The organism is Pseudomonas shahriarae (genome assembly GCF_014268455.2).
In the GTDB taxonomy this organism is placed as follows: domain Bacteria; phylum Pseudomonadota; class Gammaproteobacteria; order Pseudomonadales; family Pseudomonadaceae; genus Aquipseudomonas; species Aquipseudomonas shahriarae.
The window spans coordinates 3,299,520-3,322,505 of record NZ_CP077085.1 but is presented as its reverse complement, the minus strand read 5'-3'; the positions used below and the strand labels follow the sequence as shown (position 1 = coordinate 3,322,505).

Here is a 22,986-nt window from a genome sequence, read left to right as displayed (position 1 = left end):
TCAATGGCACGGGAAGGCGGCGCTGTGGCGCGTATCGTGGGCGGCGTTGTGCACGGCCTCGATATGGGAGAACCCGGCGAAATACACCAGGCACGCACCGAGGATCGACGCGCCGATAGCGGCGGTCAGGCGTTGGCTCAAGGTGGCGGAGCGGCTGGCGGTGTGTGAGGTGCTGCTGATGATCGACATGGCACGTCCCTTTCGAGTGGCAGGGTGACACGAGCGCATGAAAACCCCGCGAGCCGGGCACGCAGGGTTCTGAACAGCGCCCGCCCACCGCGGGTTTGTTATTTGATTTTTCGGGCCGGTCTCCGGGCTTGCGAGGGGGCTCTCCTGAGTCCTGAAAGCATCGCCTTCCCATGCCAGAAGCACAGTGGCTGTGACGCTTCGCTCGCTTACCGTTGCGGGGGCAGCACCGGATTGGTCATGCATGCATGATTGACCGGTTTCCCGTTTCACCCTGTAAAGGGCACCCGAAACAAGATGTGTAGGAGAGCATGGGCGCGGGATGGCCGTCAATCTGTAGCTGGGCACCGCGGCTCTTCGCATGGTTTTGAATTGACCGTCCCTCAAGCACTGCGTAGCCTTGCACCTTCGAGGTTCTTCGGCTGCGGTCGAAGCTAAGAAGGGAACGCGGTCCAAGCCGCGGCTGCCCCCGCAACTGTAAAGGGTTTATCTGACTGCCACGCCACTGCCAATACGGCGGGAAGGCGCAGCCAGCGCCAGCCGCAAGGCCGGCAAGCCCCAAGCCAGGAGACCTGCCTCGCAACCGATTTTCCATTTCAACCGGGCGGGGTGATCCGGTGACGAATCCAGCACCTGCACGCCGCTGCAGGGCCAGTCGTCCCGTATGCCCGCCCCAAAGGGCATCCGATGAAAACACTGGCCAAACTCCCCGTCACTATCGTCACCGGCTTTCTCGGCTCGGGCAAAACCACCTTGCTGCGGCACATGCTGGACAACGCCCAGGGTCGGCGCATTGCTGTGATCGTCAACGAATTCGGCGAACTGGGTATCGACGGCGAGATCCTCAAGCAGTGCTCCATCGGTTGCACCGAAGAAGAAGCCAGCGGGCGCGTGTATGAACTGGCCAACGGCTGCCTGTGCTGCACCGTACAGGAAGAGTTCTTCCCGGTGATGCGCGAGCTGGTGGCCCGTCGTGGCGACCTCGACCATATCCTCATCGAAACCTCTGGCCTGGCGCTGCCCAAACCCCTGGTGCAGGCCTTCCAGTGGCCGGAAATCCGCAGCGCCTGCACGGTTGACGCAGTGATCACCGTGGTCGACAGCCCGGCCGTGGCCGCTGGCACCTTTGCCGCGTTCCCGGACCAGGTCGACGCCCAGCGCAAACTGGACCCGAACCTGGACCACGAATCGCCACTGCACGAGTTGTTCGCCGACCAACTGGCCAGCGCCGACCTGGTGATCCTCAACAAAACCGACCTGATCAGCCCTGAAGACCTGGCCCGTGTACGCCTGGAAGTCGCCGAAGAACTGCCGCCAGCAGTGAAAATCGTCGAAGCCAGCAGCGGCCGCCTGCCTCTGGATGTGCTGATTGGCCTGGGTGCCGGCTCCGAGGAGCATATCGACGGGCGCCATAGCCATCACGATCATCACCACGAAGGTGAAGATGACCACGATCACGATGCGTTTGACTCCATCTCCATCGACCTGCCACAGGCTGATGAAGCGCTGCTGCTGGACGCCCTGACGCAATTGGTGGTGCAGCACGGCATCCTGCGGGTCAAAGGCTTCGCCGCGATCCCCAACAAGCCGATGCGCCTGTTGATCCAAGGCGTGGGCACGCGCTTCGACAAGCACTTCGACCGGGCCTGGGGCGCTGACGAAGCGCGCATCACACGGTTGGTGCTGATCGGTCAGGACCTGGATGCGGCGGGCCTTGAAGCGCAATTGCGCGCCGCGCTCAGCGTTTAACCATGCACCTGCTCAGGACCCAGCCCGGTGGCTTCGTCTCCGATGACAACATCGCCGACCTGGGACAAACCCCCGCCGAGCTGGTGATCCTGTGCAGCGGCGATTCCAGCCTGGCGTTGCTGGCCGAAGCCGCCCAGCAACTGCCCGACGACTACCCGAGCCTGCGCCTGGCCAACCCGATGCAGGTGCAGAACCACGCCTCGGTGGACCTGTATGTGGATGAGGTGCTGCGCCACGCCAAGGTCATCCTGATATCCCTGCACGGCGGCATCGGCTATTGGCGCTACGGCATCCAACGCCTGGTGGAGCTGGCCGAGCAGGGCGTGCAGTTGATCCTGGTGCCGGGGGATGATCGCCCCGATCCCGAACTCAGCGGCCTGAGCACCGTGGGTGCGGTGGAGCGTGACCGCCTGTGGCACTTTCTGCGCCAGGGCGGGCTGGGGAATGCGCTGGATTTCTATCGTTGCCTGGCCAGTAGCTTCCTGGGCCGCGATTACCCGTGGGCCGAGCCGCAAACTCTGCCGCGCACCGCGATCTATCACCCGCGCGCCGCCAATGCCCGCCTCAATGACTGGCAGGCGGACTGGAACACCGATTGGCCGGTGGCAGCGGTGCTGTTCTACCGCTCGCACTTGCAGGCGGCCAATACCGGTTTTATTGATGTGTTCTGCCAACGCTTGCAGGCAGCGGGCCTTAACCCGCTGCCGATGGCGGTGGCCAGCCTGAAAGAGCCCGGCTGCCTGACAGTGGTCGAGGATTTGCTGGATGAGGTCGGGGCGGCGGTGATTCTGAACACCACCGGCTTTGCCCAATCCAGCCCCGAAGCGCCCCATCTGCGGCCGTTTCGCCGCAATATCCCGGTGATCCAGGCGATCTGCGCCCAGGACAACCAGCCCGGCTGGGAAGCCAGCGAGCAGGGCCTCGGCCCGCGTGATCTGGCGATGCACATTGCTTTGCCGGAGCTGGACGGGCGCATCATCAGCCGCCCGATCAGCTTCAAGGACCTGGCCTGGCGCAGCGAGCGCAGCCAATCGGACGTGGTGTGCTACCGCGCGGCCCCCGAACGCATGGACTTTGTCGCCGAACTGGCGCGGCGCTGGGTCGAGCTGGCACGGGTGCCGCATGCCGACAAGCGCATTGCGCTGATCCTCGCCAACTACCCGACCCGTGATGGGCGCATCGGTAATGGCGTGGGCCTGGACACCCCGGCCGCGGCCTTGAATATCCTGCGGGCCCTGCAGGCCGAGGGTTATCCGCTGCCGGATGCATTGCCGGCCAGCGGCACTGCGCTGATCCATGACCTGCTCGGCGGTGTCACCAACGACCTGGACAGCCTCGACCTGCGCCCCTGCCATCAAAGCCTGGGCCTGGACGAATACCAGGCGATGTTCAATCGCTTGCCCGAGGCCAACCGCCAGGCCGTGCTGGAACGCTGGGGCACGCCTCATAACGATCCGATGTGCCGCGACGGGCGCATGATGATCGCCGGCCTGCGCCTGGGCCTGACCTTTGTCGGCATCCAGCCGGCGCGGGGCTACCAGGTGGATGCCAGCGCGGTGTACCACGACCCGGACCTGGTGCCGCCCCACGCTTACCTGGCGTTCTATTTCTGGCTGCGCCACACCTACGGCGCCCATGGCGTGATCCACGTCGGCAAGCACGGCAACCTGGAATGGCTGCCGGGTAAAGGCGTCGGGCTGTCCGAGAACTGCTGGCCAGATGCATTGCTGGGACCGCTGCCGAACATCTATCCGTTTATCGTCAATGATCCGGGCGAGGGTGCCCAGGCCAAGCGCCGGACCCAGGCGGTGATCATCGACCATTTGATGCCGCCGCTGACCCGCGCCGAAACCTATGGCCCATTGCGCAGTCTGGAATTGTTGGCGGATGAGTATTACGAGGCGCAGTTGCTCGATCCGCGACGCGCTCTGGAGCTGCAAAAGGACATCCTCAAGCTGGTGCGCGAAACCCGCATCGATCAAGAGCTGGAACTGGATAACGAGGCTGACGCTGCCGTCTGGCTGCCGCGCCTGGACACCTACCTGTGCGATCTGAAGGAGTCGCAGATCCGCGACGGCCTGCATATCTTTGGCGAGTCGCCCGAAGGCCGCCTGCGTATCGACACCTTGCTGGCCCTGCTGCGCATTCCGCGTGGCGATGGGCGGGGTCCGCAATCAAGCCTGCTGCGGGTATTGGCCAAGGCCTTTGAGCTGGGCTTTGACCCGCTGGACTGCGCGCTGGCCGAACCCTGGACCGGGCGCCGCCCCGAGGTGCTGCAGAAGATCGACGGGCAGTTGTGGCGTACCGCTGGCGATACTCGCGAGCGCCTGGAGTTGTATGCGGCGCGGTTGATCGAACAGGCGCTGGAAGGCCCGCTCGAACAGCTTGAGGAGCCGGGCTGGGAGGAGGTGAAATCGGTGATCGAAAGCCTGCGCATCGTCGTCGCACCGCGCCTGGATGCCTGTGGCCCGGCCGAAATGCATGGCTTGCTGGAGGCGTTGAGCGGTCGTTTCGTGCCGGCGGGCCCCAGTGGTGCGCCGAGTCGTGGGCGCCTGGATGTGCTGCCGACCGGGCGCAATTTCTTCACCGTCGACGTGCGTAACCTGCCTACCACGACTGCCTGGCGTATCGGTTTCCAATCCGCAAACCTGATGCTTGAGCGGCACCTGCAGGACCATGGTGACCATCTGCGTCAGTTGGGGCTTTCCGTGTGGGGCACCGCGACCATGCGCACCGGCGGTGACGATATCGCCCAGGCCATGGCACTGATGGGCGTGCGACCGGTGTGGGCCACGGGCAGCCAGCGTGTCGATGATTTTGAGATATTGCCCATCAGCTTGCTCGACCGCCCGCGAGTTGACGTCACGCTGCGGGTGTCGGGGTTCTTCCGCGATGCGTTCGCCAACCTGATCCGCCTGTTCGATGCTGCGGTGCAGGCGGTCGCGGCGCTGGATGAGCCGGACGACCTGAACCCCCTGGCGGCCAAGGTGCGCAGCGAGCGCGAGGCGCTGCGCAAGTCGGGCCTGGATGAAGAGGCTGCGGCCAAGCAGGCCGGCTGGCGCATTTTCGGCGCCAAGCCTGGGGCCTATGGCGCGGGTGTGCAGGGCGCGATTGACGGTCGCCTGTGGCAAAGCCGCGAAGACCTGGCCGAGGTCTACCTGAATTGGGGGGGCTACGCCTATGGCGGTGCGGATGAAGGCACCGCCGCCCGTGAACAGTTCGCCCAGCGCCTGAGCCAGGTGCAGGCCGTGCTGCAGAACCAGGATAACCACGAGCACGACTTGCTCGACTCCAATGACTATTACCAATTCCAGGGCGGTATGCTCGCCGCCGTGGAAACCCTCAGTGGCGCCAAGGCCGCCAGCTACCATGGCGATCATAGCCAGCCGGACTTGCCGAAAATCCGCACGCTGAAGGAAGAGCTGAACCGGGTGATCCGTTCCCGCGCCGCCAACCCCAAGTGGATCGAAGGGGTCAAGCGCCACGGCTATAAAGGCGCGTTCGAGATGGCGGCGACGGTGGACAATCTGTTCGCCTTCGACGCGACCACGGCGCTGATCGATGACCACCAATATGCATTGCTGGCCGATGCTTACCTGCTCGACCCCGACACCCGGGCGTTTGTGCAACAGCACAACCCCGCGGCCTTGCGCGACATGACCGAGCGCATGCTGGAAGCCCAGCAGCGCGGTATGTGGCAGGCACCGGGGGCGTACCGCGAGGCATTGGAAAACCTGTTGCTGGACATAGAAGAAGACAGTTGATGACTGACATCCCCCATTTCCCACTGTCGGCAGTGGTCGGTGCCGACGACCTGAAGCTTGCCCTGTGCCTGACCGCCATCGACCCGAAGATCGGTGGCGTGCTGATCGAAGGCCCGCGCGGCATGGCCAAGTCCACCCTGGCTCGCGGCCTGGCGGACCTGTTGGCCAGCGGGCAATTCGTCACCTTGCCGTTGGGCGCCACCGAAGAGCGTTTGGTCGGCACTCTGGACCTGGATGCGGCGCTGAGCGAAGGCCGTGCGCAGTTTTCCCCTGGGGTGCTGGCCAAGGCCGATGGCGGGGTACTGTATGTGGATGAGGTCAATCTACTGCCTGATCATCTGGTGGACCTGCTATTGGATGTAGCCGCCAGTGGCACCAACCTGATCGAACGCGACGGTATATCCCACCGGCACTCGGCGCGTTTTGTGCTGATCGGCACGATGAACCCGGAAGAGGGTGAATTGCGTCCGCAGTTGCTGGATCGGTTCGGTTTCAACGTGGCATTGAGCGGGCAGACTTTGCCGACCGAGCGCGGGCAGATCATCCGTCGGCGCCTGGATTTCGATAGCGACCCTGGGGCGTTCTGCGCGCAGTGGGCTGACCAGCAAGCGGCGCTGCGTGCGCGTTGCACCCAGGCCCGTGCACGCCTGGAAAGCATCGCCCTGGATGACCAGGCCCTGGCGCAGATTACCGAGCGCTGCTTTGCCGCTGGTGTGGATGGCCTGCGCGCCGATCTGGTGTGGTTGCGCGGGGCGCGGGCCCATGCGGCGTGGCGTGGGGCTGCGGCCATCGCTGAAGAAGATATAGAGGCCGTTGCCGAATTTGCCCTGCGCCATCGTCGCCAGGAGCATTCATCTGCCGCCCACCCGCCGGAAAATGCGCCGGCGCCCAAACCCACTGACCCCAGCAGCGGCCAGGGACAGTGGGGTGAAATGCCTCCGTCTACACAAGTAACGGGTGCCCGCCGTGAAATACCCACCTGGCCAAAAAAGCCCTAGGCATTCGCCCCCGACCTGACGCGGGGGCGGATGCCCGGCCCAAGGCGGGTCGACTGGATCAAGGCAGGCAAGGGCGGGCGCGCAACGGCGCCGAGGGGATGGTCAATTGGCCGGGCACCTTGTTGGGCGGGCGACCACAATCGCGTAAAGACCTGGTGTACTGCAACCGCAGCCGTGCCTCCCATGAGCTGTGGCTGGTGATTGTCGATGCCTCGGCGTCCACTCGGCGGCATCAGGCGCTTAGCGATGCCAAGGGCTTGCTCGCGCAGGTGTTCGACGACGCCTATCGGCAGCGGGCGCGACTGGCGTTGTTGACCGCCAGCGGGCAAGTGCCGAGCTGGCAGGTACAAGGCTTGAAAGCGGCCAAGGGCCTGGGGCGTTGGCTGGATGGCCTGGGCGCCGGCGGAGGGACGCCGCTCCTGGCGGCGTTGACCGAGGCCGGGCATTGGCTGGCGGCGCGGCGCAAGCGCTATCCGGCTGAACAGCAGCGGTTGCTGGTGATTACCGATGGCCGATTGAAAAACATTGGCGCGTTGCCATTGCTGGAGTGCCAAGGCTTGCTGGTGGATATCGAACGTGGGCCGATCCGGCTGGGGCGGGCGCGGGAGCTGGCCGCCGGGTTGCAGGTGGATTATCGGCATATTGATAGCCTGTAGCGCTGCTGCTATCGCTATTGCGAGCAAGTCCGCTCCCACATTTGGCCGCGTACATCCTTTGGAATGCGCTTGAATGTGGGAGCTGGCTTGCCTGCGACAAGGCCCTCAAACCCACCGCAAAACGATCAGCTAGCCCCCGGCACATTCGGCCAAAGATCCGCCACCAGAAACAGCCGCTCCGCTTCCTCCCAATCCCCGCCGTTCTGCATCATGCGCACCAACAATTGCGCCGGCGCCATCGGGTCAAGGTCGACCAACCAGTGCTGCATCTGCTCTTCACTCCAGATTTCTTCCGCCGGGTAATGCGCCGGCGCCAGCCAGGCATGGCGCGGCAGGGGCTGCCAGCGGCCCGGCGGGCTGGCCTGGATAAAGTCCTGCCAATCGCGCTGATGCAACCAGCGCCCGCGCAAATGCTGGGGGTGGGCGCCGAAAGGCGGGGCGGCCTCGCCGGGCCAGGGGTACAACAGGTAGCCGCCGAGCCACAGATGGGCGGTGAACTCCTGGATATCCAGCGTCGCCAGCACCTCCCGGCTTTGCGCCCTGGCCGAGATGGGCAGTTGGTGGTCTGCCAGATGCGCCAGCTTGCGATCCAGGCGGTCGTGACAACCCGGGCCCAGCCATTGCGCGGTGTCCTGGCCGTTGCCGTCCTGGGGGCCGAGGTAAAGCTTGATCGCCAACTCCAGATGATGCACGCCGTCACGGTCGCGCAGCAGCATGTCCAGCTCACCCAGGGTGTGCCCGGCCTGGCGGATCGGCAGGTTGGCCGCCAGCAACTCCACGCCAGGGGCGTGCTGCACGGCAAATTGCCACAGGCGTTCGTAATACAGGCCCAGGCGCCGGGTGCGTGCCAGGCTCAGCCAATGCAGCAGGGCGCTGCTGTCCTGGTCCAGGCGCCTGAGCCATTGCTCCAGGGCCGCAGGCTGCTGCACCCAGTCACTGCCGGCCAGGGGGTGACGTTGTGGCCAGGGCGTCTGCGCGAGCATCGGCGGGGCGAGGATCACCCACGCCAGATCCCGCACTGCGGGATGACGCAATTGACGGGGCAGAGGCTGCAGGTCGGGAAACGGATTCATGGTCCGAGCATAGCTGTTTCCTACTCGCCGCGTGCCCCCTGGAAGTGTTGAGAACCGTTGTCGTCTGGGGCCTGGGGCGACAAAGGATTTTGTCTAATGCGGCCTTTCGCCCATAATCGTTCTTTTTGCCAGACCCAAACCCTGCAGGAGCCCCATGGAGCAATTTCGCAATATCGGCATCATCGGTCGCCTGGGCAGTACCCAGGTTCTGGACACGGTCCGCCGGCTGAAAAAGTTTCTGCTTGAGCGCCACCTGCATGTGATCCTCGAAGACACCATCGCCGAGATTCTGCCGGGCCACGGCCTGCAGACCTCGTCGCGCAAAATGCTCGGTGAAGTCTGCGACATGGTGATTGTGGTCGGCGGCGACGGCAGCCTGCTGGGCGCCGCCCGGGCCCTGGCGCGGCATAACGTGCCGGTACTGGGGATCAACCGGGGCAGCCTGGGGTTCCTCACCGATATCCGCCCCGACGACCTGGAAGTTGAAGTGGCCAAGGTGCTGGACGGCCACTACCTGGTGGAAAACCGCTTCCTGCTGCAAGCCGAAGTGCGCCGCCATGGCGAAGCCATCGGCCAGGGCGATGCCCTCAACGATGTGGTGCTGCACCCCGGCAAGTCGACGCGGATGATCGAGTTCGAGCTGTATATCGACGGCCAGTTCGTCTGCAGCCAGAAGGCCGACGGCCTGATTGTCGCCACGCCCACCGGGTCCACGGCCTATGCGCTGTCGGCCGGCGGGCCGATCATGCATCCCAAGCTGGATGCCATTGTGATCGTGCCGATGTACCCCCATATGTTGTCTAGCCGACCGATTGTGGTCGATGGCAACAGTGAGTTGAAAATCGTGGTCTCCAAAGACATGCAGATCTACCCGCAAGTTTCCTGTGACGGGCAGAACCACTTCACCTGCGCCCCCGGTGACACCATCACCGTGAGCAAAAAGGCGCAGAAGCTGCGGTTGATCCACCCACTGGATCACAACTACTACGAAGTGTGCCGCACCAAGCTGGGCTGGGGCAGCCGCTTGGGGGGTGGAGGCGACTGATGCTCGATCCCGCGCGTAGCTACGACCTGATTGGTGACGTGCACGGTTGCGCTCATACCCTTGAGCACCTGCTCGACCAGATGGGTTACCACAAGCAGGGCGGCGTCTGGCGCCACCCATCACGCATGGCGGTGTTCCTCGGCGATATCATCGACCGTGGCCCGCGCATCCGTGAGGCGCTGCATATCGTCCACGACATGGTCGAAGCCGGCCAGGCGCTGTGCATCATGGGCAACCACGAGTTCAACGCCCTGGGCTGGAGCACCCTGGCGCCGCCCGGCAGTGGCAAGCAGTACGTGCGCGAACATTCGCCACGCCACGCGCGGCTGATCCACGAGACCCTGACCCAGTTCGAACACCACCCCGGCGACTGGCATGACTTCCTCGGCTGGTTCTACGACATGCCGTTGTTTGTCGATGCCGGGCGTTTCCGCGTGGTGCACGCCTGCTGGGATTCGGGGTTGATCGAACCGCTGCGCCGGCAATTCCCCGACGGCTGCATCGACGAGCATTTCCTGCAGGCGGCGGCGGTGCCGGGCAGTTTTGCCTGCAACGCCTTCGATCGCCTGCTGCGCGGCACCGATATGCGCCTGCCGGACGGCCTGACGCTGACCGGCGGCGATGGCCTGACCCGTTCGTTCTTTCGCACCAAGTTCTGGGAAGACGACCCGAAGACCTACGGCGATATCGTGTTCCAACCCGATGCCTTGCCCGATCCGGTGGCCCGTACGCCGTTGTCTTCGACCGAGAAAAACTCCCTGTTGCGCTATGGCGTCGATGAACCCTTGCTGTTTGTCGGCCATTACTGGCGCAGCGGCAAACCGGCGCCGATCCGCTCGAACCTGGCCTGCCTGGACTACAGCGCAGTGCTCTACGGCAAGCTGGTGGCGTATCGCCTGGATCAGGAAACCTGCCTGGACCCCAACAAGTTCGTGTGGGTCGATGTCGAGCGCCCTGAGGTGATTCATGAGTAACGTGGCCGTTTTACGCTTGCCGCTGACGGTCGACCTGGCTGGCTTCGTCAAACTGTTGCAGCGCATGCAGGTGCCCCATCGCGTCAGTGAAGAGGCCGGCGAGCAGGTGCTGTGGGTGCCGGACGCGATCAGCGAAGACGTGCGCAGTCTATATCAGCGTTTCCCGGCCGGCGATCCGGACCAGCAGCTGGATATTCCCCAGGAACCGGTAGCCAAGCGCCCCGGCTTCCTCCAGCAACTGCGCCACAGCCCGCTGACCGCGGGTGTGTTGCTGCTGAGCCTGGTCGTCGCTGCGGTCACGATGCTCGGCGACAACTTGCAAGCCATGAGCTGGCTGACGTTCCTGAATTTCCACGTGGCCGGTGAGTACCTGTATTTCACGCCCCTGGCCGACAGCCTGGCGGCAGGGCAGTGGTGGCGGTTGATCACGCCGATGCTGATCCACTTCGGCATCCTGCACCTGGCCATGAACGGCATGTGGTACTGGGAGCTGGGGCGGCGCATCGAGGCGCGCCAGGGCAGTATCAACCTGCTGGGCCTGACGATGCTGTTCAGCCTGGCCTCCAACTATGCGCAATACACCTTTGGCGGGCCCGGCCTGTTCGGTGGTCTGTCCGGCGTGTTGTACGGCTTGCTCGGCCATTGCTGGATCTACCAATTGCTTGCGCCCAACCCGGCGTATCGCCTGCCGCGCGGCGTGCTGGTGATGATGCTGGTGTGGCTGGTGCTGTGCCTGTCGGGCCTGGTCTCGATGATCGGCTTCGGCGAAATCGCCAATGCGGCCCATGTCGGCGGCCTGGTGGCGGGTTGCATCACCGGTTTGCTCGGCGGGTTGTACAGCCGCCATAAACGTAACGCTTGAATCTCTGCCCATTATTGAAGGAAGAGTCTTATGTCCTCTTTTGCTGAAATGATCGAAAACATCACCCCGGATATCTACCAGAGCCTCAAGCTCGCCGTGGAAATCGGTAAATGGGCCGACGGCCGCAAGCTCACTGCCGAACAGCGCGAGCTGTCGTTGCAGGCCATGATCGCCTGGGAGCTGCAAAACCTGCCGGAAGACCAGCGCACCGGCTATATGGGCCCGCAGGAATGCCAATCGAAGTCGACCCCGGTGGAAAACATCCTGTTCAAGTCGGATGCCATCCATTGATTGAGATTGGCCGTGGTGCAGTCAGCAAGATGTCGGCGCAACTGGGTTCGCCGACCGTTCAATACGCTTTTCGCCTGGGCGACACCGAGGTGCCGGTCAACCCGTTGATTGGCACTCATATACGCCTGGAATACCTCGGTGCGATCCACTGCACCCATTGCGGACGCAAGACCAAGACCAGCTTCAGCCAGGGTTTTTGCTACCCGTGCATGACCAAGCTGGCCCAGTGCGACCTGTGCATCATGAGCCCCGAGCGCTGCCATTTCGATGCCGGCACTTGCCGCGATCCGGCCTGGGGCGAGAAATTCTGCATGACCGACCATGTGGTGTACCTGGCGAACTCGTCGGGGATCAAGGTCGGCATCACCCGCGCCACCCAGTTGCCCACGCGCTGGCTGGACCAGGGCGCGAGCCAGGCATTGCCGATCATGCGCGTGGCCACGCGCCAGCAATCGGGCTTTGTCGAAGATGTGCTGCGCAGCCAGGTCGCCGACAAGACCAATTGGCGCGCCTTGCTCAAGGGCGACGCGGCAGCGGTAGACCTTGCGCAGGTACGCGACGAGCTGTTTGTCTCCTGCGCCGACGGCCTGCTGCAATTGCAGGAACGCTTTGGCCTGCAGGCCATCCAACCGGTAACCGATATCGAGCCCCTCGAAATCCGCTACCCGGTGGAGCAATATCCAGCCAAGATCGTCAGTTTCAACCTGGACAAGAACCCGATTGCCGAAGGCACGCTGCTGGGGATCAAGGGCCAATACCTGATCTTCGATACCGGCGTTATCAATATTCGTAAATACACGGCTTACCAGCTCGCCGTGCATCAGTAGAAGGATTTCACGCATGCGCACCGAACAACCGAAGATGATTTACCTGAAGGACTATCAGGCGCCCGAGTACCTGATCGACGAGACTCACCTGACCTTCGAGTTGTTCGAGGACCATAGCCTGGTCCACGCGCAGCTGGTGATGCGCCGCAACCCCCAGCGCGGCAACGGCCTGCCGCCGCTGGTGCTCGATGGCCAGCAGTTGGAATTGCTGAGCGTGGCCCTGGGTGACCAGGAACTGAGCGCCACCGACTACCAATTGAGCGACAGCCACCTGACGTTGCAGCCGACCAGTGACAGCTTCACGGTCGACACCAGCGTGCGCATCCACCCGCAAACCAACACCGCCCTGGAAGGCTTGTACAAGTCCGGTGGCATGTTCTGTACCCAATGCGAGGCCGAGGGCTTCCGCAAGATCACCTACTACCTTGACCGCCCGGACGTGATGAGCACGTTCACCACCACGGTGATCGCCGAGCAGCACAGCTATCCGGTGCTGCTGTCCAACGGCAACCCGATTGCCAGCGGCCCCGGCGAAGACGGTCGGCACTGGGCGACCTGGGAAGACCCGTTCAAGAAGCCGGCCTACCTGTTCGCCCTGGTGGCTGGCGACCTGTGGTGCGTCGAAGACACCTTCACCACCATGAGCCAGCGCACCGTCGCGTTGCGCATCTATGTCGAGCCGGAAAACATCGACAAGTGCCAGCACGCCATGAACAGCCTGAAGAAGTCCATGCGTTGGGATGAAGAGGTCTATGGTCGCGAATACGACCTGGATATTTTCATGATCGTCGCCGTCAACGACTTCAACATGGGCGCCATGGAAAACAAGGGCCTGAACATTTTCAACTCCAGCGCCGTGCTGGCCCGTGCCGAAACCGCGACCGATGCCGCGCATCAGCGCGTCGAGGCCATCGTCGCCCACGAATACTTCCACAACTGGTCGGGCAACCGCGTGACCTGCCGCGACTGGTTCCAGCTGTCGCTCAAGGAAGGCTTTACGGTGTTCCGCGATTCGCACTTCTCTGCGGATATGAACTCGGCCACCGTCAAGCGTATACAGGATGTGGCCTACCTGCGCACCCACCAATTCGCCGAAGATGCAGGGCCGATGGCCCACGCTGTGCGCCCGGACAGCTTTATCGAAATCTCCAACTTCTACACCCTGACCGTGTACGAAAAGGGTTCGGAAGTGGTCGGGATGATCCACACCTTGCTCGGCGCCGAGGGCTTTCGCAAAGGCAGTGACCTGTACTTTGAACGCCACGACGGCCAGGCCGTGACCTGTGATGACTTTATCAAGGCCATGGAAGACGCCAACGGTGCCGACCTGACCCAGTTCAAACGCTGGTACAGCCAGGCCGGCACGCCACGCCTGCTAGTGAGCGAGTCCTACGACGCTACCGCCAAGACCTACAGCCTGACCTTGCGCCAGAGTTGCCCGCAAACCCCGGACAACGTAGAAAAACTGCCATTCGTGATTCCGGTGGCCCTGGGCCTGCTGGACGCCAATGGGGCCGACTTGCCGTTGCGTCTGGCCGGTGAAGCGGCGGCGCAGGGCACCTCGCGAGTGTTGTCGGTGACTGAGGCCGAGCAGACGTTCACCTTCGTCGATATCCCTGAACAACCCTTGCCGTCGCTGCTGCGTGGCTTCTCGGCGCCGGTGAAGCTGAGCTTCCCCTACAGCCGTGACCAGTTGATGTTCCTGATGCAGCACGACAGTGACGGCTTCAACCGTTGGGAGGCGGGCCAGCAACTGGCGGTGCAGGTGTTGCAGGACCTGATCAGCCAACACCAGCAGGGCCAGGCCTTGGTGCTGGATCAACGGCTGGTCAATGCGCTGCGCAGCGTGTTGAGCGACGAAAGCCTGGACCAGGCCATGGTCGCGGAAATGTTGTCGTTGCCGGGTGAAGCCTACCTGACCGAAATCAGCGAAGTGGCTGACGTCGATGCGATCCACGCTGCACGCGAGTTTGCGCGCAAGCAGTTGGCCGATAACCTGTTCGAAGGCCTTTGGCTGCGCTACCAGGCCAACCGCGACCTGTCGCGCAACACGCCCTACGTGGCGTCGGCCGAGCACTTCGCGCGCCGCGCCCTGCAGAACATCGCGCTGTCGTACCTGATGCTCAGCGGCAAGCCCGAAGTACTGGCGGCGACCCTGGAGCAGTTCGACGCGTGTGACAACATGACCGAACGCCTGACGGCATTGGCGGTGCTGGTCAACTCGCCGTTCGATGCCGAGAAGGCCAAGGCCCTGCAAGTGTTTGCCGAGAACTTCAAGGACAACCCCCTGGTCATGGACCAATGGTTCAGCGTCCAGGCCGGGAGCGTGTTGCCGGGCGGGCTTGCACGGGTCAAGGCCCTGATGCAGCACCCGGCGTTCAATATCAAGAACCCGAACAAGGTGCGCGCGCTGGTCGGCGCCTTTGCCGGGCAGAACCTGATCAACTTCCATGCAGCCGATGGCTCGGGCTATCGCTTCCTGGCGGACCTGGTGATCGAGCTGAATGCCTTCAACCCGCAGATCGCCTCGCGGCAGTTGGCGCCACTGACCCGCTGGCGCAAATACAACAGCGCCCGTCAGGCGCTGATGAAGGCTGAGCTGGAGCGCATCCGTGGTTCGGGCGAGCTGTCCAGCGATGTGTTCGAGGTGGTCAGCAAAAGCCTCGCATGACGGCCGACTCACCACTGGCCGCCTACCAGCGGGCCCTGGCCGATGGTTTTGTGGCAGACGACGCGCAACGCCGGGCGGTCGAGGCGTTGCAGGCCTGCCATGGGGCATTGCACCAGGGCGCCGATGCACCGGTCACCGGCGTTTATCTGTGGGGGCCGGTGGGGCGGGGCAAGACCTGGCTGATGGATCAGTTCCATCAGAGCCTGCGGGTGCCCGCGCGGCGCCAGCACTTCCATCACTTCATGGGCTGGGTCCATCAACGTCTGTTCCAGTTGACCGGCACCCCGGACCCTTTGCAGGCCCTGGCCCGCGAGTTGGCCGGGGACGTGCGGGTGCTGTGTTTCGACGAGCTGTTCGTCAATGACATTGGTGACGCGATCATCCTCGGGCGCCTGTTCCAGGTGATGTTCGACGAAGGGGTGGTAATGGTCTGCACCTCCAACCAGCCGCCCGGGCAGTTGTACGCCGACGGTTTCAACCGCGAACGCTTCATGCCGGCTATCGAGGCGATTGAGGCCCATATGCAGGTGGTGGCGGTAGACGGCAGTGAGGATCACCGCTTGCATCCGGGCACCGCCGAGCAGCGCTACTGGGTCGATCAACCACAAGCATTGGCTGCGGTTTTCCAGCGTCTGAGCGCTGGACAAGCCTGCAGCGAGGCGCCGGTTATGGTCGGTTCGCGGCGCATTGTTACGGTGCAGTCCAGCGAAACGGTGTTGTGGTGCCGCTACGCTGATCTGTGCGAACAACCGCTGGCGGCCATGGATTTCATGCAGCTGTGTGATCGCTATAGCGCCATATTGCTCGGCGAAGTGCCCGGGCTGAGCGCCTCGACACGTCCTGGGCGGATTGCCCGTGGTACCGAGGATGGTGCCCAGCGTGTAGAGGCGGGCGACCGCGAGCTGCCGGCGTTGTCGGTGCACGATGACAGTGTGCGCCGGTTTATCGCCCTGGTGGATGAGTGCTACGACCGCAAGGTCCCGCTGTACATCGAAGCCAGGGTGCCCTTGGCCGAGTTGTACACCGAGGGTTACCTGGAGTTTGCGTTCCGCCGCACCCTCAGCCGTTTGCAAGAAATGCAGTTGCAACGCTTTGGTCAGTAGTGGCCATTGGCCCACTGACACAATCATTTGCCTGATGGCTTTTTCCCGCGCCAAGTTGTAGTTAATCTCCTTCATCTAACCCCTACACCCCGCTTACAATCGAGCTTTTGCGGGGAGCTCATCCCTGCCGGGCAGTTATCGAGGAAGGAAATGGAAGCCGCAGAAATATTGGTGCTGCAAGCCAGCTACAGCAACTCCGTGCACGCCGAGGCCATTGGCCTGTTGCTCAACCACTATGCACAAGACCCCATGGGCGGTGGCCATGCCCTGTCCGCCGACCTGCTGCAACAATTGCCGGCGGAATTGGCCAAGCGTCCCCATGCCTTCAGCGTGCTGGCCTTTGTTGGCGGCGAGCCGGCCGGGCTTGTTAACTGTTTTGAAGGGTTTTCGACCTTTGCCTGCCGGCCGCTGGTCAACGTGCATGATGTGGTGGTCAAGGAACCGTTCCGAGGCCTGGGCCTGAGCCAGAAAATGCTGCAAAAGGTCGAGGAAATCGCCCGCCAGCGCGGTTGCTGCAAGATCACCCTGGAAGTGCTGGAAGGTAATCCAGTGGCGCAGGCGTCGTACCGCAAGTTTGGCTTCGATGACTCGATCTTCGACCCAGCCCATGGCCGCATGCTGTTCTGGAGCAAGGCCCTCTAAATCCTCAGGTCGTTCCCGCGCTCCCCTTGGGAAGTTTCGACCAGGCAAAAAAAAGCGCCCTGTACAGGGCGCCAAATTGACCTTCACCACCAGAGCATAATGGTGCCGGGTATTACTCGTGCATCAGCCTTTGGGTTGCTCAGCATCCCGCGTGTGTTGGGTGGACCCGGATTCAGCACCCTTGGCGTCGGCAGCCGCCGTCTGTTCGGTGTCGTTGTGGATTTGTTTCTGGGTGAAGCTGAAATTATCGAAGTGCTCCTTCACGCGCTCAGCGCCGCCTTCGGCGAAGGCGGCAGCGGAGGTCAGGCCCAGCAGGCCAGCAAGCATCAAGGTTGAAAGTTTCATCGCAGGTATTCCCATTAAAAGTGATCGTGTCTGCACCGTCCCTGGTCAGATTTATGGGAATAGTCTGTAGGAAGCTAATTAAGTGGGGGTTAACGTCAAGCACATCCAAAGTTAACCGCAGGGGTTAACTCTGGACGGGGCGCGGGTCGTTTACTTCTGGACCACACTCCGGGGTGCAGTACTGGCTTTGGGCTTGATCAGGCTGAAGTCGATCAAGGCCTTCTGTGAACGCTGGTAGGGATCGCCGATCAGCAATGGCCGTGGCTTGAAGCTGTCGCTGACCAGGCTGCGGCTGCGGTCCAGTTCGTCGAAACTCAAGCCGGCCAGGTCGGCCCAGGTATGAATCAACTGCGAGCTGCTGTAGGGCCGTTGTATATCGCCCTGCATGTTCCAGTCGTGGGTGGCGCGCCACTTTGGCGAGGCCCAGGTCATGAAGGGGATGGTGTACATCGGGGCTGTCGGCTTGCCCTCGTTGCGGCCCAGGGTGTCATGGCCCGCCGAGTCGAACACATCCTCGCCGTGGTCGGAGAGGTACAGCAGGAAACCATTGGGGTCGGTCTTGGCGTAGTCCTTGATCAGGCTCGACACCACGAAGTCGTTGTAGCGCACTGCGTTGTCATAGCTGTTGTAGGTCGGCAGCTGGTCGTCACTGACCGCGTCCGGGACACCCTGGCGGTCGGTAAAGGTGTCGAAGCTTGGCGGGTAGCGGTACTGATAGCTCATATGGGTACCCAGCAGGTGCACCACGATCAGCTTGCGCTCGGCCTTGTCGGCCAGGGCCTTGGAGAACGGCTCCAGCACGTCGCCATCGTACTGGCGGGCGTTCTGGTTACGGTTGTTGTTGAGGTACACCTGCTCGTCGGCCTGTTCGGAGAACGTGGTGAGCATGGTGTTGCGCTTGGTCATGGTCTGCTGGTTGGTGATCCAGAAGGTCTTGTAGCCAGCCTGTTTCATCATGCTGACGATGGAAGGGGTCTTCAGATACAGATCCGGATTGTCTTCATCGGCAAAGGTCAGTACCTGTTGCAGCGCCTCGATGGTGTAGGGGCGCGGGGTGATGACGTTGTCGAACACATCCAATTGGTCACGCAGCTTGTCCAGTTCCGGCGTGGTCTTGCGCGGGTAGCCGTAGAGGCTCATGCGCTGCCGGTTGGTGGACTCGCCGATCACCAGCACCAGGGTCGACGGTTGGCCGGCCATGCTGTCCTTGAAGTTGCTCAGGGGCGGGATCTTGCTGACGTTGTCGAGCATGCCCTGCATGTTGTTCAACTGCTGGGTGTAGCGGCGATAGGCAACAATCATCTGCCACGGCACGGCAGGTTCGACTCGGGTTTCGAAGCCATCGATGGCCCGTTCCAGGGTGTCGTTGGTGGCAATCTGCTTGACCAGCGGATAGCCGACAATCGCCAGCACAATGGCCGTCGCCGCGACCATTGCCCGGCCCCGGGGCAGGTAGACCGGGCGCACACGGGTCCAGAGGAAGACGGCCAGGGCGGTGTGGGCAATAAAGGCCAGCACGATCCACCAGGCAAAGTATTGCGTTGCATACTCGCCGGCTTCAGAGATGTTCGACTCGAACATGATGAAGATGACGCTCTGGGAAAATTCCTGCTGGTAAATAAAGAAGTAGCCCAGGCTGGCCATGGAACAGGCCCACAGCACCACACCGATCAGCGCGGCGAGTAGCCGGGCGCGACGCGGGAACAGCAGCATGGGTGCCAACCACAGCGCACTCATGAAGAACGCCTGGCGGAAACCACTGAAGCCCGAGGTGCCGGTCAGTTGGATCAGCAGTTGGGTAATACCGGAGAAATACCAGAAAAACAGGAACATCCAGCCCAGGCCGGCCCAATCAAACCCTTTTGCAGACTTCGTGCTCGCCATGCAGCGCTCCAACCCGATAATTGCCGCCGCCCATGCGTGAGGCGGCGTTCTGGCGCAGGATTATCGGGATGGGCGGGTGAAAAGTTTGTGAGTTGGACCCGGGGTTCAGCAGGTAATGGCTTGGTTTGCCAACTGAGCCTGCAACTGCGCCCGCAGACGGATCACTTCCTGCTGCAACTGCTCGCGTTCGTCTTTCAGCTGGCGCAATTCGTCACGGCGGACGGTGACGTAGAGGGTCTGTGGCGGGCGTGTCATCTGTGCTGTGCGCATTGCTTACCTCGCAAATAGCCGGTGTATCGCGGTGCCAGAGCGCTTGAGTCGAGGCCCTCGGCAGGAGTCAGGGGCGATTCTGATTTCTTTTTGGGCTCAAGGGAACTTTTTTATTTTTCAGGGTCGCTGTGACTTTTCAGCCAGTGATGGTGAAACGATGGCCTCTTTTTGTGATGAAACTAGTGCGATTGGCGCCGGACTAATTCGTCATTGCGCTATAAACTGTGTCACACATTTTTATTTGTAGTTGGGAGCATCAATACATGCAACTGGGGATTATCGGACTAGGCCGCATGGGCGGGAATATTGCGCGCCGCTTGATGCTCAATGGGCATACCACCGTGGTCTACGACCGCAATGAAGCATTCGTCAAAGGCTTGAGTGAAGAGGGCGCGACCGGCGTTGCCGATCTGCCTGCCCTGGTCGCGGGCCTGCAAAAGCCGCGGGCTGTCTGGGTCATGTTACCGGCGGGCGAGCCCACCGAAACCACGATCAACGACCTGAGCGAACTGATGGAACCCGGCGATGTGATCATCGACGGCGGCAACACCTTCTATAAAGATGACGTACGTCGCGGCAAGGCCCTGGCGGAAAAAGGCCTGCACTACATCGACGTCGGCACTTCCGGTGGCGTGTGGGGCCTGGAGCGCGGTTACTGCATGATGATTGGTGGCGACGCCGAGACCGTCAAGCATCTGGATCCGATCTTCGCCACCCTCGCGCCGGGCCTGGGCGATATCCCGCGCACCAAGGACCGTACCGCTACCGACGACCGCGCCGAACGTGGCTATATCCACGCCGGCCCTGCCGGTTCCGGGCACTTCGTGAAGATGATCCACAACGGCATCGAGTACGGCATGATGCAGGCGTTTGCCGAAGGCTTTGACATCCTCAAGACCAAGAACTCGGAAAACCTGCCGCCAGAGCAGCGTTTTGACCTGAACGTGGCCGATATCGCCGAAGTCTGGCGTCGCGGCAGCGTTGTGTCCTCCTGGCTGCTCGACCTCACAGCCGATGCCCTGGCGACCGACCCCAAGCTCGACGGTTACTCCGGTTCCGTGGCCGACAGCGGCGAAGGGCGCTGGACCATCGAAGCGGCCATGGAGCAATCGGTACCGGTACCGGTGCTGTCCAACTCGTTGTTCGCCCGGTTCCGCTCGCGCCAGCAAAGCACTTACGGTGACAAGCTGCTGTCGGCCATGCGCTTCGGCTTTGGCGGCCATGTGGAGACTTCCAAAAAATGACGGCCACCGGCAAGAAACCCAAGGCCGAACCCGCTCCACCCACTACCTTGTTCCTGTTCGGCGCCCATGGCGACCTGGTCAAGCGCCTGCTGATGCCGGCGCTGTACAACCTCGGTCGCGATGGCTTGCTGGGTGAGGGGCTGCGGATTGTCGGGGTGGATCACAACGCTATCAGCGATGCAGACTTCGCCAAGAAACTCGAAGACTTCATCCGCACCGAAGCGGCGAGCAAGGTCAAGGGGAATGCCGAACATGCACTGGACCCACAGTTGTGGGCCCAGTTGGCCAAGGGCATCAGCTACGTGCAGGGCGATTTTCTCGATGACGGCACCTATGCCGACATTGCCAGCAAAATCGCCGACAGCGGCACGGGCAACGCGGTGTTCTACCTGGCCACCGCGCCGCGCTTCTTCAGTGAAGTGGTGCAGCGCCTGGGCCGGGCCAACCTGCTGGAGGAAACCCCCGGGGCTTTCCGCCGCGTGGTCATCGAAAAGCCGTTCGGCTCCGACCTGGTCACCGCCGAGGCGCTCAACGCCTGTCTGCTCAAGGTCATGACTGAGAAGCAGATCTATCGCATCGACCATTACCTGGGCAAGGAAACGGTGCAGAACATTCTGATCAGCCGTTTCTCCAACGTGCTGTTCGAGGCGTTCTGGAACAACCACTACATTGACCACGTGCAGATCACCGCTGCCGAAACGGTCGGTGTGGAAACCCGGGGCAGTTTCTTCGAAAACACCGGCACCCTGCGCGATATGGTGCCCAACCACCTGTTCCAGTTGCTGGCGATGATTGCCATGGAACCGCCGGCAGCCTTTGGCGCCGATGCGGTGCGTGGCGAGAAGGCCAAGGTGATCGGGGCCGTGCGCCCCTGGTCGCTGGAGGATGCACGGGCCAACTCGGTGCGCGGCCAGTACACCGCCGGCGAGATCGGCGGCAAGGCGCTGCCGGGCTATCGGCAGGAGGCCAATGTGGCCCCGGACAGCAGCACCGAAACCTTCGTTGCGCTCAAGGTGATGATTGATAACTGGCGTTGGGTCGGCGTGCCGTTCTACCTGCGCACCGGCAAGCGCATGAGCGTGCGCGATACCGAAATCGTTATCTGCTTCAAACCAGCGCCCTATGCCCAGTTTCGCGATACCGAAGTCGACGAGGTCAAGCCGACGTACCTGAAAATCCAGATCCAGCCCAATGAAGGCATGTGGTTCGACCTGCTGGCGAAAAAGCCCGGGCCGACCCTGGACATGGCCAACATCCAGCTGGGCTTTGCCTACAAGGACTTCTTCGAGATGCAGCCTTCCACCGGCTACGAGACGCTGATTTATGATTGCCTGACCGGCGATCAGACCCTGTTCCAGCGTGCCGATAACATCGAAAACGGCTGGCGTGCGGTGCAACCATTTCTCGATGCCTGGCAGAAGGACGATGGCATCCAGGCTTACAAGGCCGGGGAAGATGGCCCAGCGGCAGCGGATGCGTTGCTGGCCCGTGATGGCCGCGCCTGGCATAGCCTCGGATGAGTGAGGAGACGATTCACCCCATCCGTTTTTTGTTGAGTGATATGGACGGCACCTTGTTGCTGCCCGATCACAGCCTCAGCCAGCGCACCATCGCTGCCGTGCGGGCGCTGCGCGAAGCCGGGGTGTTTTTCAGCCTGGCCACCGGGCGGCCGCCGAGGGCGATGTTGCAGCAGATCGAAGCCCTGGGCGTCGATGTGCCCACGGCGGGGTTCAACGGCGGCACCCTGGTGAACCCGGATGGCAGCATCCTGGTAGCCCACCACTTGCCGGCAGAGGCGGCGCTGATCACCCTGGCACTGTTGTGCGACCAGCCGGAGGTGGAAATCTGGGTGTTTGCCGATGGTGAGTGGCTGCTGCGTGACCCCTCGGGCCCGATGGTGCCTCGGGAGCAGCATGGCCTCGGTTATGCGCCGGTCGTGGTGGAGAGTTTCGAGCCGTTCCTGGGGCGGATCGACAAGATCGTCGCCGCCAGCGCCAATGCACAGTTGCTGGTCGAGCTGGAAGCGCGCTTGCAGCCCAAGGTTGCAGGCTTGGCTCAGGTTTCGCGTTCGCAGCCGGTCTATCTCGATATCACCGCAATGAAGGCCAACAAGGGCGATGCCCTGAAAACCCTGGCTGCGCACCTTGGGGTGGCGCTGGAGCAGACGGCAGCCATCGGCGATGGTGGCAATGATCCGGCGATGTTTGAAGTGGCCGGGTTGTCGATTGCCATGGGGCAGGCAGAAGAGGTGGTCAAACGTCAGGCCAACCTGGTCACCGGCAGCAATGTCGAGGACGGTGCTGCCGAAGCCATTGAACGGTTGATCCTTCACCGCCAGTAACTGAAGGCTCACTGGAAGATCAAGTGATCATGCCATGGCTGCTATATAAAGAAGGGCGCTA

The 22,986-nt window shown here is 62.5% G+C and carries 20 protein-coding genes and 2 riboswitches; of the genes, 15 read left to right on the top strand and 5 right to left on the bottom strand.

Going from position 1 to position 22,986, the window contains the following annotated elements:
* Complete coding sequence (locus tag HU773_RS14740) at positions 1-189, bottom strand: CbtB domain-containing protein (RefSeq protein ID WP_057436758.1); 189 nt, start codon at positions 187-189, stop codon at positions 1-3.
* A 96-nt stretch (positions 190-285) separates the two neighbouring features.
* Positions 286-492: riboswitch (cobalamin riboswitch) on the bottom strand.
* Positions 493-580: 88 nt separating this feature from the next.
* Positions 581-780, top strand: a riboswitch (cobalamin riboswitch).
* Between the two features lie 93 nt (positions 781-873).
* Between HU773_RS14740 and cobW the strand changes: the two genes are divergently transcribed.
* The 4 genes from cobW to HU773_RS14720 are packed head-to-tail and all read left to right on the top strand — an operon-like array spanning position 874 to position 7,353.
* The gene (gene cobW, locus HU773_RS14735) at positions 874-1,935 is read left to right on the top strand and encodes a cobalamin biosynthesis protein CobW (protein ID WP_057436756.1); all 1,062 of its coding nucleotides are present in this window, start codon (positions 874-876) and stop codon (positions 1,933-1,935) included.
* A gap of 2 nt (positions 1,936-1,937) precedes the next feature.
* Positions 1,938-5,699, top strand: coding sequence for a cobaltochelatase subunit CobN (cobN, locus tag HU773_RS14730; RefSeq protein ID WP_186625420.1), 3,762 nt, complete (start codon positions 1,938-1,940; stop codon positions 5,697-5,699).
* Positions 5,699-6,697: a magnesium chelatase ATPase subunit I gene (locus HU773_RS14725; protein WP_115128301.1), complete on the top strand. Its 999-nt coding sequence runs from the start codon at positions 5,699-5,701 to the stop codon at positions 6,695-6,697. Before cobN ends, HU773_RS14725 begins: the two co-directional genes overlap by 1 nt.
* Before the next feature lie 53 nt (positions 6,698-6,750).
* A complete protein-coding gene (locus HU773_RS14720) occupies positions 6,751-7,353 on the top strand; it encodes a vWA domain-containing protein (RefSeq protein WP_186625422.1) in 603 nt (200 codons plus the stop codon).
* Positions 7,354-7,478: 125 nt separating this feature from the next.
* Here the strand turns inward: HU773_RS14720 and HU773_RS14715 are convergent, their stop codons facing one another.
* Positions 7,479-8,426, bottom strand: a complete 948-nt coding sequence (locus tag HU773_RS14715) for a DUF1853 family protein (protein WP_057959417.1) — start codon at positions 8,424-8,426, stop codon at positions 7,479-7,481.
* 154 nt (positions 8,427-8,580) lie between these two features.
* Here HU773_RS14715 and HU773_RS14710 point away from each other — a divergent pair, with 154 nt between their 5' ends.
* The 8 genes from HU773_RS14710 to HU773_RS14675 all read left to right on the top strand — a co-directional run bounded on the left by HU773_RS14710 (position 8,581) and on the right by HU773_RS14675 (position 16,841).
* Positions 8,581-9,471 carry an NAD(+) kinase gene (locus HU773_RS14710; RefSeq protein WP_010210870.1) on the top strand — a complete coding sequence of 297 codons (891 nt, stop codon included), beginning with the start codon at positions 8,581-8,583 and terminating at the stop codon, positions 9,469-9,471.
* Complete coding sequence (locus tag HU773_RS14705) at positions 9,468-10,445, top strand: metallophosphoesterase (protein WP_164844814.1); 978 nt, start codon at positions 9,468-9,470, stop codon at positions 10,443-10,445. Before HU773_RS14710 ends, HU773_RS14705 begins: the two co-directional genes overlap by 4 nt.
* Complete coding sequence (locus HU773_RS14700; protein ID WP_115128297.1) at positions 10,438-11,307, top strand: rhomboid family intramembrane serine protease; 870 nt, start codon at positions 10,438-10,440, stop codon at positions 11,305-11,307. The genes HU773_RS14705 and HU773_RS14700 overlap by 8 nt, the downstream gene beginning before the upstream one ends.
* Before the next feature lie 30 nt (positions 11,308-11,337).
* Positions 11,338-11,598 carry a YeaC family protein gene (locus tag HU773_RS14695; protein WP_057436741.1) on the top strand — a complete coding sequence of 87 codons (261 nt, stop codon included), beginning with the start codon at positions 11,338-11,340 and terminating at the stop codon, positions 11,596-11,598.
* Complete coding sequence (locus HU773_RS14690) at positions 11,595-12,425, top strand: DUF2797 domain-containing protein (protein ID WP_186625418.1); 831 nt, start codon at positions 11,595-11,597, stop codon at positions 12,423-12,425. Before HU773_RS14695 ends, HU773_RS14690 begins: the two co-directional genes overlap by 4 nt.
* A gap of 13 nt (positions 12,426-12,438) precedes the next feature.
* Positions 12,439-15,096, top strand: coding sequence for an aminopeptidase N (gene pepN / locus HU773_RS14685; RefSeq protein ID WP_186625416.1), 2,658 nt, complete (start codon positions 12,439-12,441; stop codon positions 15,094-15,096).
* A complete protein-coding gene (gene zapE / locus HU773_RS14680) occupies positions 15,093-16,199 on the top strand; it encodes a cell division protein ZapE (protein ID WP_057959421.1) in 1,107 nt (368 codons plus the stop codon). The genes pepN and zapE overlap by 4 nt, the downstream gene beginning before the upstream one ends.
* Before the next feature lie 150 nt (positions 16,200-16,349).
* Complete coding sequence (locus tag HU773_RS14675; RefSeq protein ID WP_057436733.1) at positions 16,350-16,841, top strand: GNAT family N-acetyltransferase; 492 nt, start codon at positions 16,350-16,352, stop codon at positions 16,839-16,841.
* Positions 16,842-16,964: 123 nt separating this feature from the next.
* On the opposite strand, the gene HU773_RS14670 is transcribed toward HU773_RS14675, so the two are convergent.
* The 3 genes from HU773_RS14670 to HU773_RS14660 form a co-directional block, all read right to left on the bottom strand.
* The gene (locus HU773_RS14670; protein ID WP_057959422.1) at positions 16,965-17,186 is read right to left on the bottom strand and encodes a hypothetical protein; all 222 of its coding nucleotides are present in this window, start codon (positions 17,184-17,186) and stop codon (positions 16,965-16,967) included.
* A 150-nt stretch (positions 17,187-17,336) separates the two neighbouring features.
* Positions 17,337-19,070 (bottom strand): phosphoethanolamine transferase CptA, encoded by a 1,734-nt coding sequence (locus HU773_RS14665; RefSeq protein ID WP_057959423.1) that lies wholly within the window; start codon positions 19,068-19,070, stop codon positions 17,337-17,339.
* A 105-nt stretch (positions 19,071-19,175) separates the two neighbouring features.
* The gene (locus HU773_RS14660) at positions 19,176-19,325 is read right to left on the bottom strand and encodes a DUF6026 family protein (RefSeq protein WP_220172963.1); all 150 of its coding nucleotides are present in this window, start codon (positions 19,323-19,325) and stop codon (positions 19,176-19,178) included.
* A gap of 278 nt (positions 19,326-19,603) precedes the next feature.
* On the opposite strand from HU773_RS14660, the gene gnd reads away from it, so the two are divergent.
* The 3 genes from gnd to HU773_RS14645 are packed head-to-tail and all read left to right on the top strand — an operon-like array spanning position 19,604 to position 22,925.
* Positions 19,604-20,584 (top strand): phosphogluconate dehydrogenase (NAD(+)-dependent, decarboxylating), encoded by a 981-nt coding sequence (gnd, locus tag HU773_RS14655; protein WP_057959424.1) that lies wholly within the window; start codon positions 19,604-19,606, stop codon positions 20,582-20,584.
* On the top strand, positions 20,581-22,104 hold the full coding sequence (gene zwf, locus HU773_RS14650; RefSeq protein ID WP_057959425.1) for a glucose-6-phosphate dehydrogenase: 1,524 nt from the start codon (positions 20,581-20,583) through the stop codon (positions 22,102-22,104). The genes gnd and zwf overlap by 4 nt, the downstream gene beginning before the upstream one ends.
* Positions 22,101-22,925: a Cof-type HAD-IIB family hydrolase gene (locus tag HU773_RS14645; protein ID WP_057959426.1), complete on the top strand. Its 825-nt coding sequence runs from the start codon at positions 22,101-22,103 to the stop codon at positions 22,923-22,925. The genes zwf and HU773_RS14645 overlap by 4 nt, the downstream gene beginning before the upstream one ends.
* The last annotated feature ends 61 nt before the right edge of the window (positions 22,926-22,986 follow it).

Excerpts from the sequence above, each read along its gene's own strand:
- HU773_RS14740 (WP_057436758.1), bottom strand. The coding sequence starts at position 189 with ATGTCGATCATCAGCAGCACCTCACACACCGCCAGCCGCTCCGCCACC.
- cobW (WP_057436756.1), top strand. The coding sequence starts at position 874 with ATGAAAACACTGGCCAAACTCCCCGTCACTATCGTCACCGGCTTTCTC.
- cobN (WP_186625420.1), top strand. The coding sequence starts at position 1,938 with ATGCACCTGCTCAGGACCCAGCCCGGTGGCTTCGTCTCCGATGACAAC.
- HU773_RS14725 (WP_115128301.1), top strand. The coding sequence starts at position 5,699 with ATGACTGACATCCCCCATTTCCCACTGTCGGCAGTGGTCGGTGCCGAC.
- HU773_RS14715 (WP_057959417.1), bottom strand. The coding sequence starts at position 8,426 with ATGAATCCGTTTCCCGACCTGCAGCCTCTGCCCCGTCAATTGCGTCAT.
- HU773_RS14710 (WP_010210870.1), top strand. The coding sequence starts at position 8,581 with ATGGAGCAATTTCGCAATATCGGCATCATCGGTCGCCTGGGCAGTACC.
- HU773_RS14700 (WP_115128297.1), top strand. The coding sequence starts at position 10,438 with ATGAGTAACGTGGCCGTTTTACGCTTGCCGCTGACGGTCGACCTGGCT.
- HU773_RS14695 (WP_057436741.1), top strand. The coding sequence starts at position 11,338 with ATGTCCTCTTTTGCTGAAATGATCGAAAACATCACCCCGGATATCTAC.
- pepN (WP_186625416.1), top strand. The coding sequence starts at position 12,439 with ATGCGCACCGAACAACCGAAGATGATTTACCTGAAGGACTATCAGGCG.
- zapE (WP_057959421.1), top strand. The coding sequence starts at position 15,093 with ATGACGGCCGACTCACCACTGGCCGCCTACCAGCGGGCCCTGGCCGAT.
- HU773_RS14675 (WP_057436733.1), top strand. The coding sequence starts at position 16,350 with ATGGAAGCCGCAGAAATATTGGTGCTGCAAGCCAGCTACAGCAACTCC.
- HU773_RS14670 (WP_057959422.1), bottom strand. The coding sequence starts at position 17,186 with ATGAAACTTTCAACCTTGATGCTTGCTGGCCTGCTGGGCCTGACCTCC.
- HU773_RS14665 (WP_057959423.1), bottom strand. The coding sequence starts at position 19,070 with ATGGCGAGCACGAAGTCTGCAAAAGGGTTTGATTGGGCCGGCCTGGGC.
- HU773_RS14660 (WP_220172963.1), bottom strand. The coding sequence starts at position 19,325 with ATGACACGCCCGCCACAGACCCTCTACGTCACCGTCCGCCGTGACGAA.
- gnd (WP_057959424.1), top strand. The coding sequence starts at position 19,604 with ATGCAACTGGGGATTATCGGACTAGGCCGCATGGGCGGGAATATTGCG.
- zwf (WP_057959425.1), top strand. The coding sequence starts at position 20,581 with ATGACGGCCACCGGCAAGAAACCCAAGGCCGAACCCGCTCCACCCACT.
- HU773_RS14645 (WP_057959426.1), top strand. The coding sequence starts at position 22,101 with ATGAGTGAGGAGACGATTCACCCCATCCGTTTTTTGTTGAGTGATATG.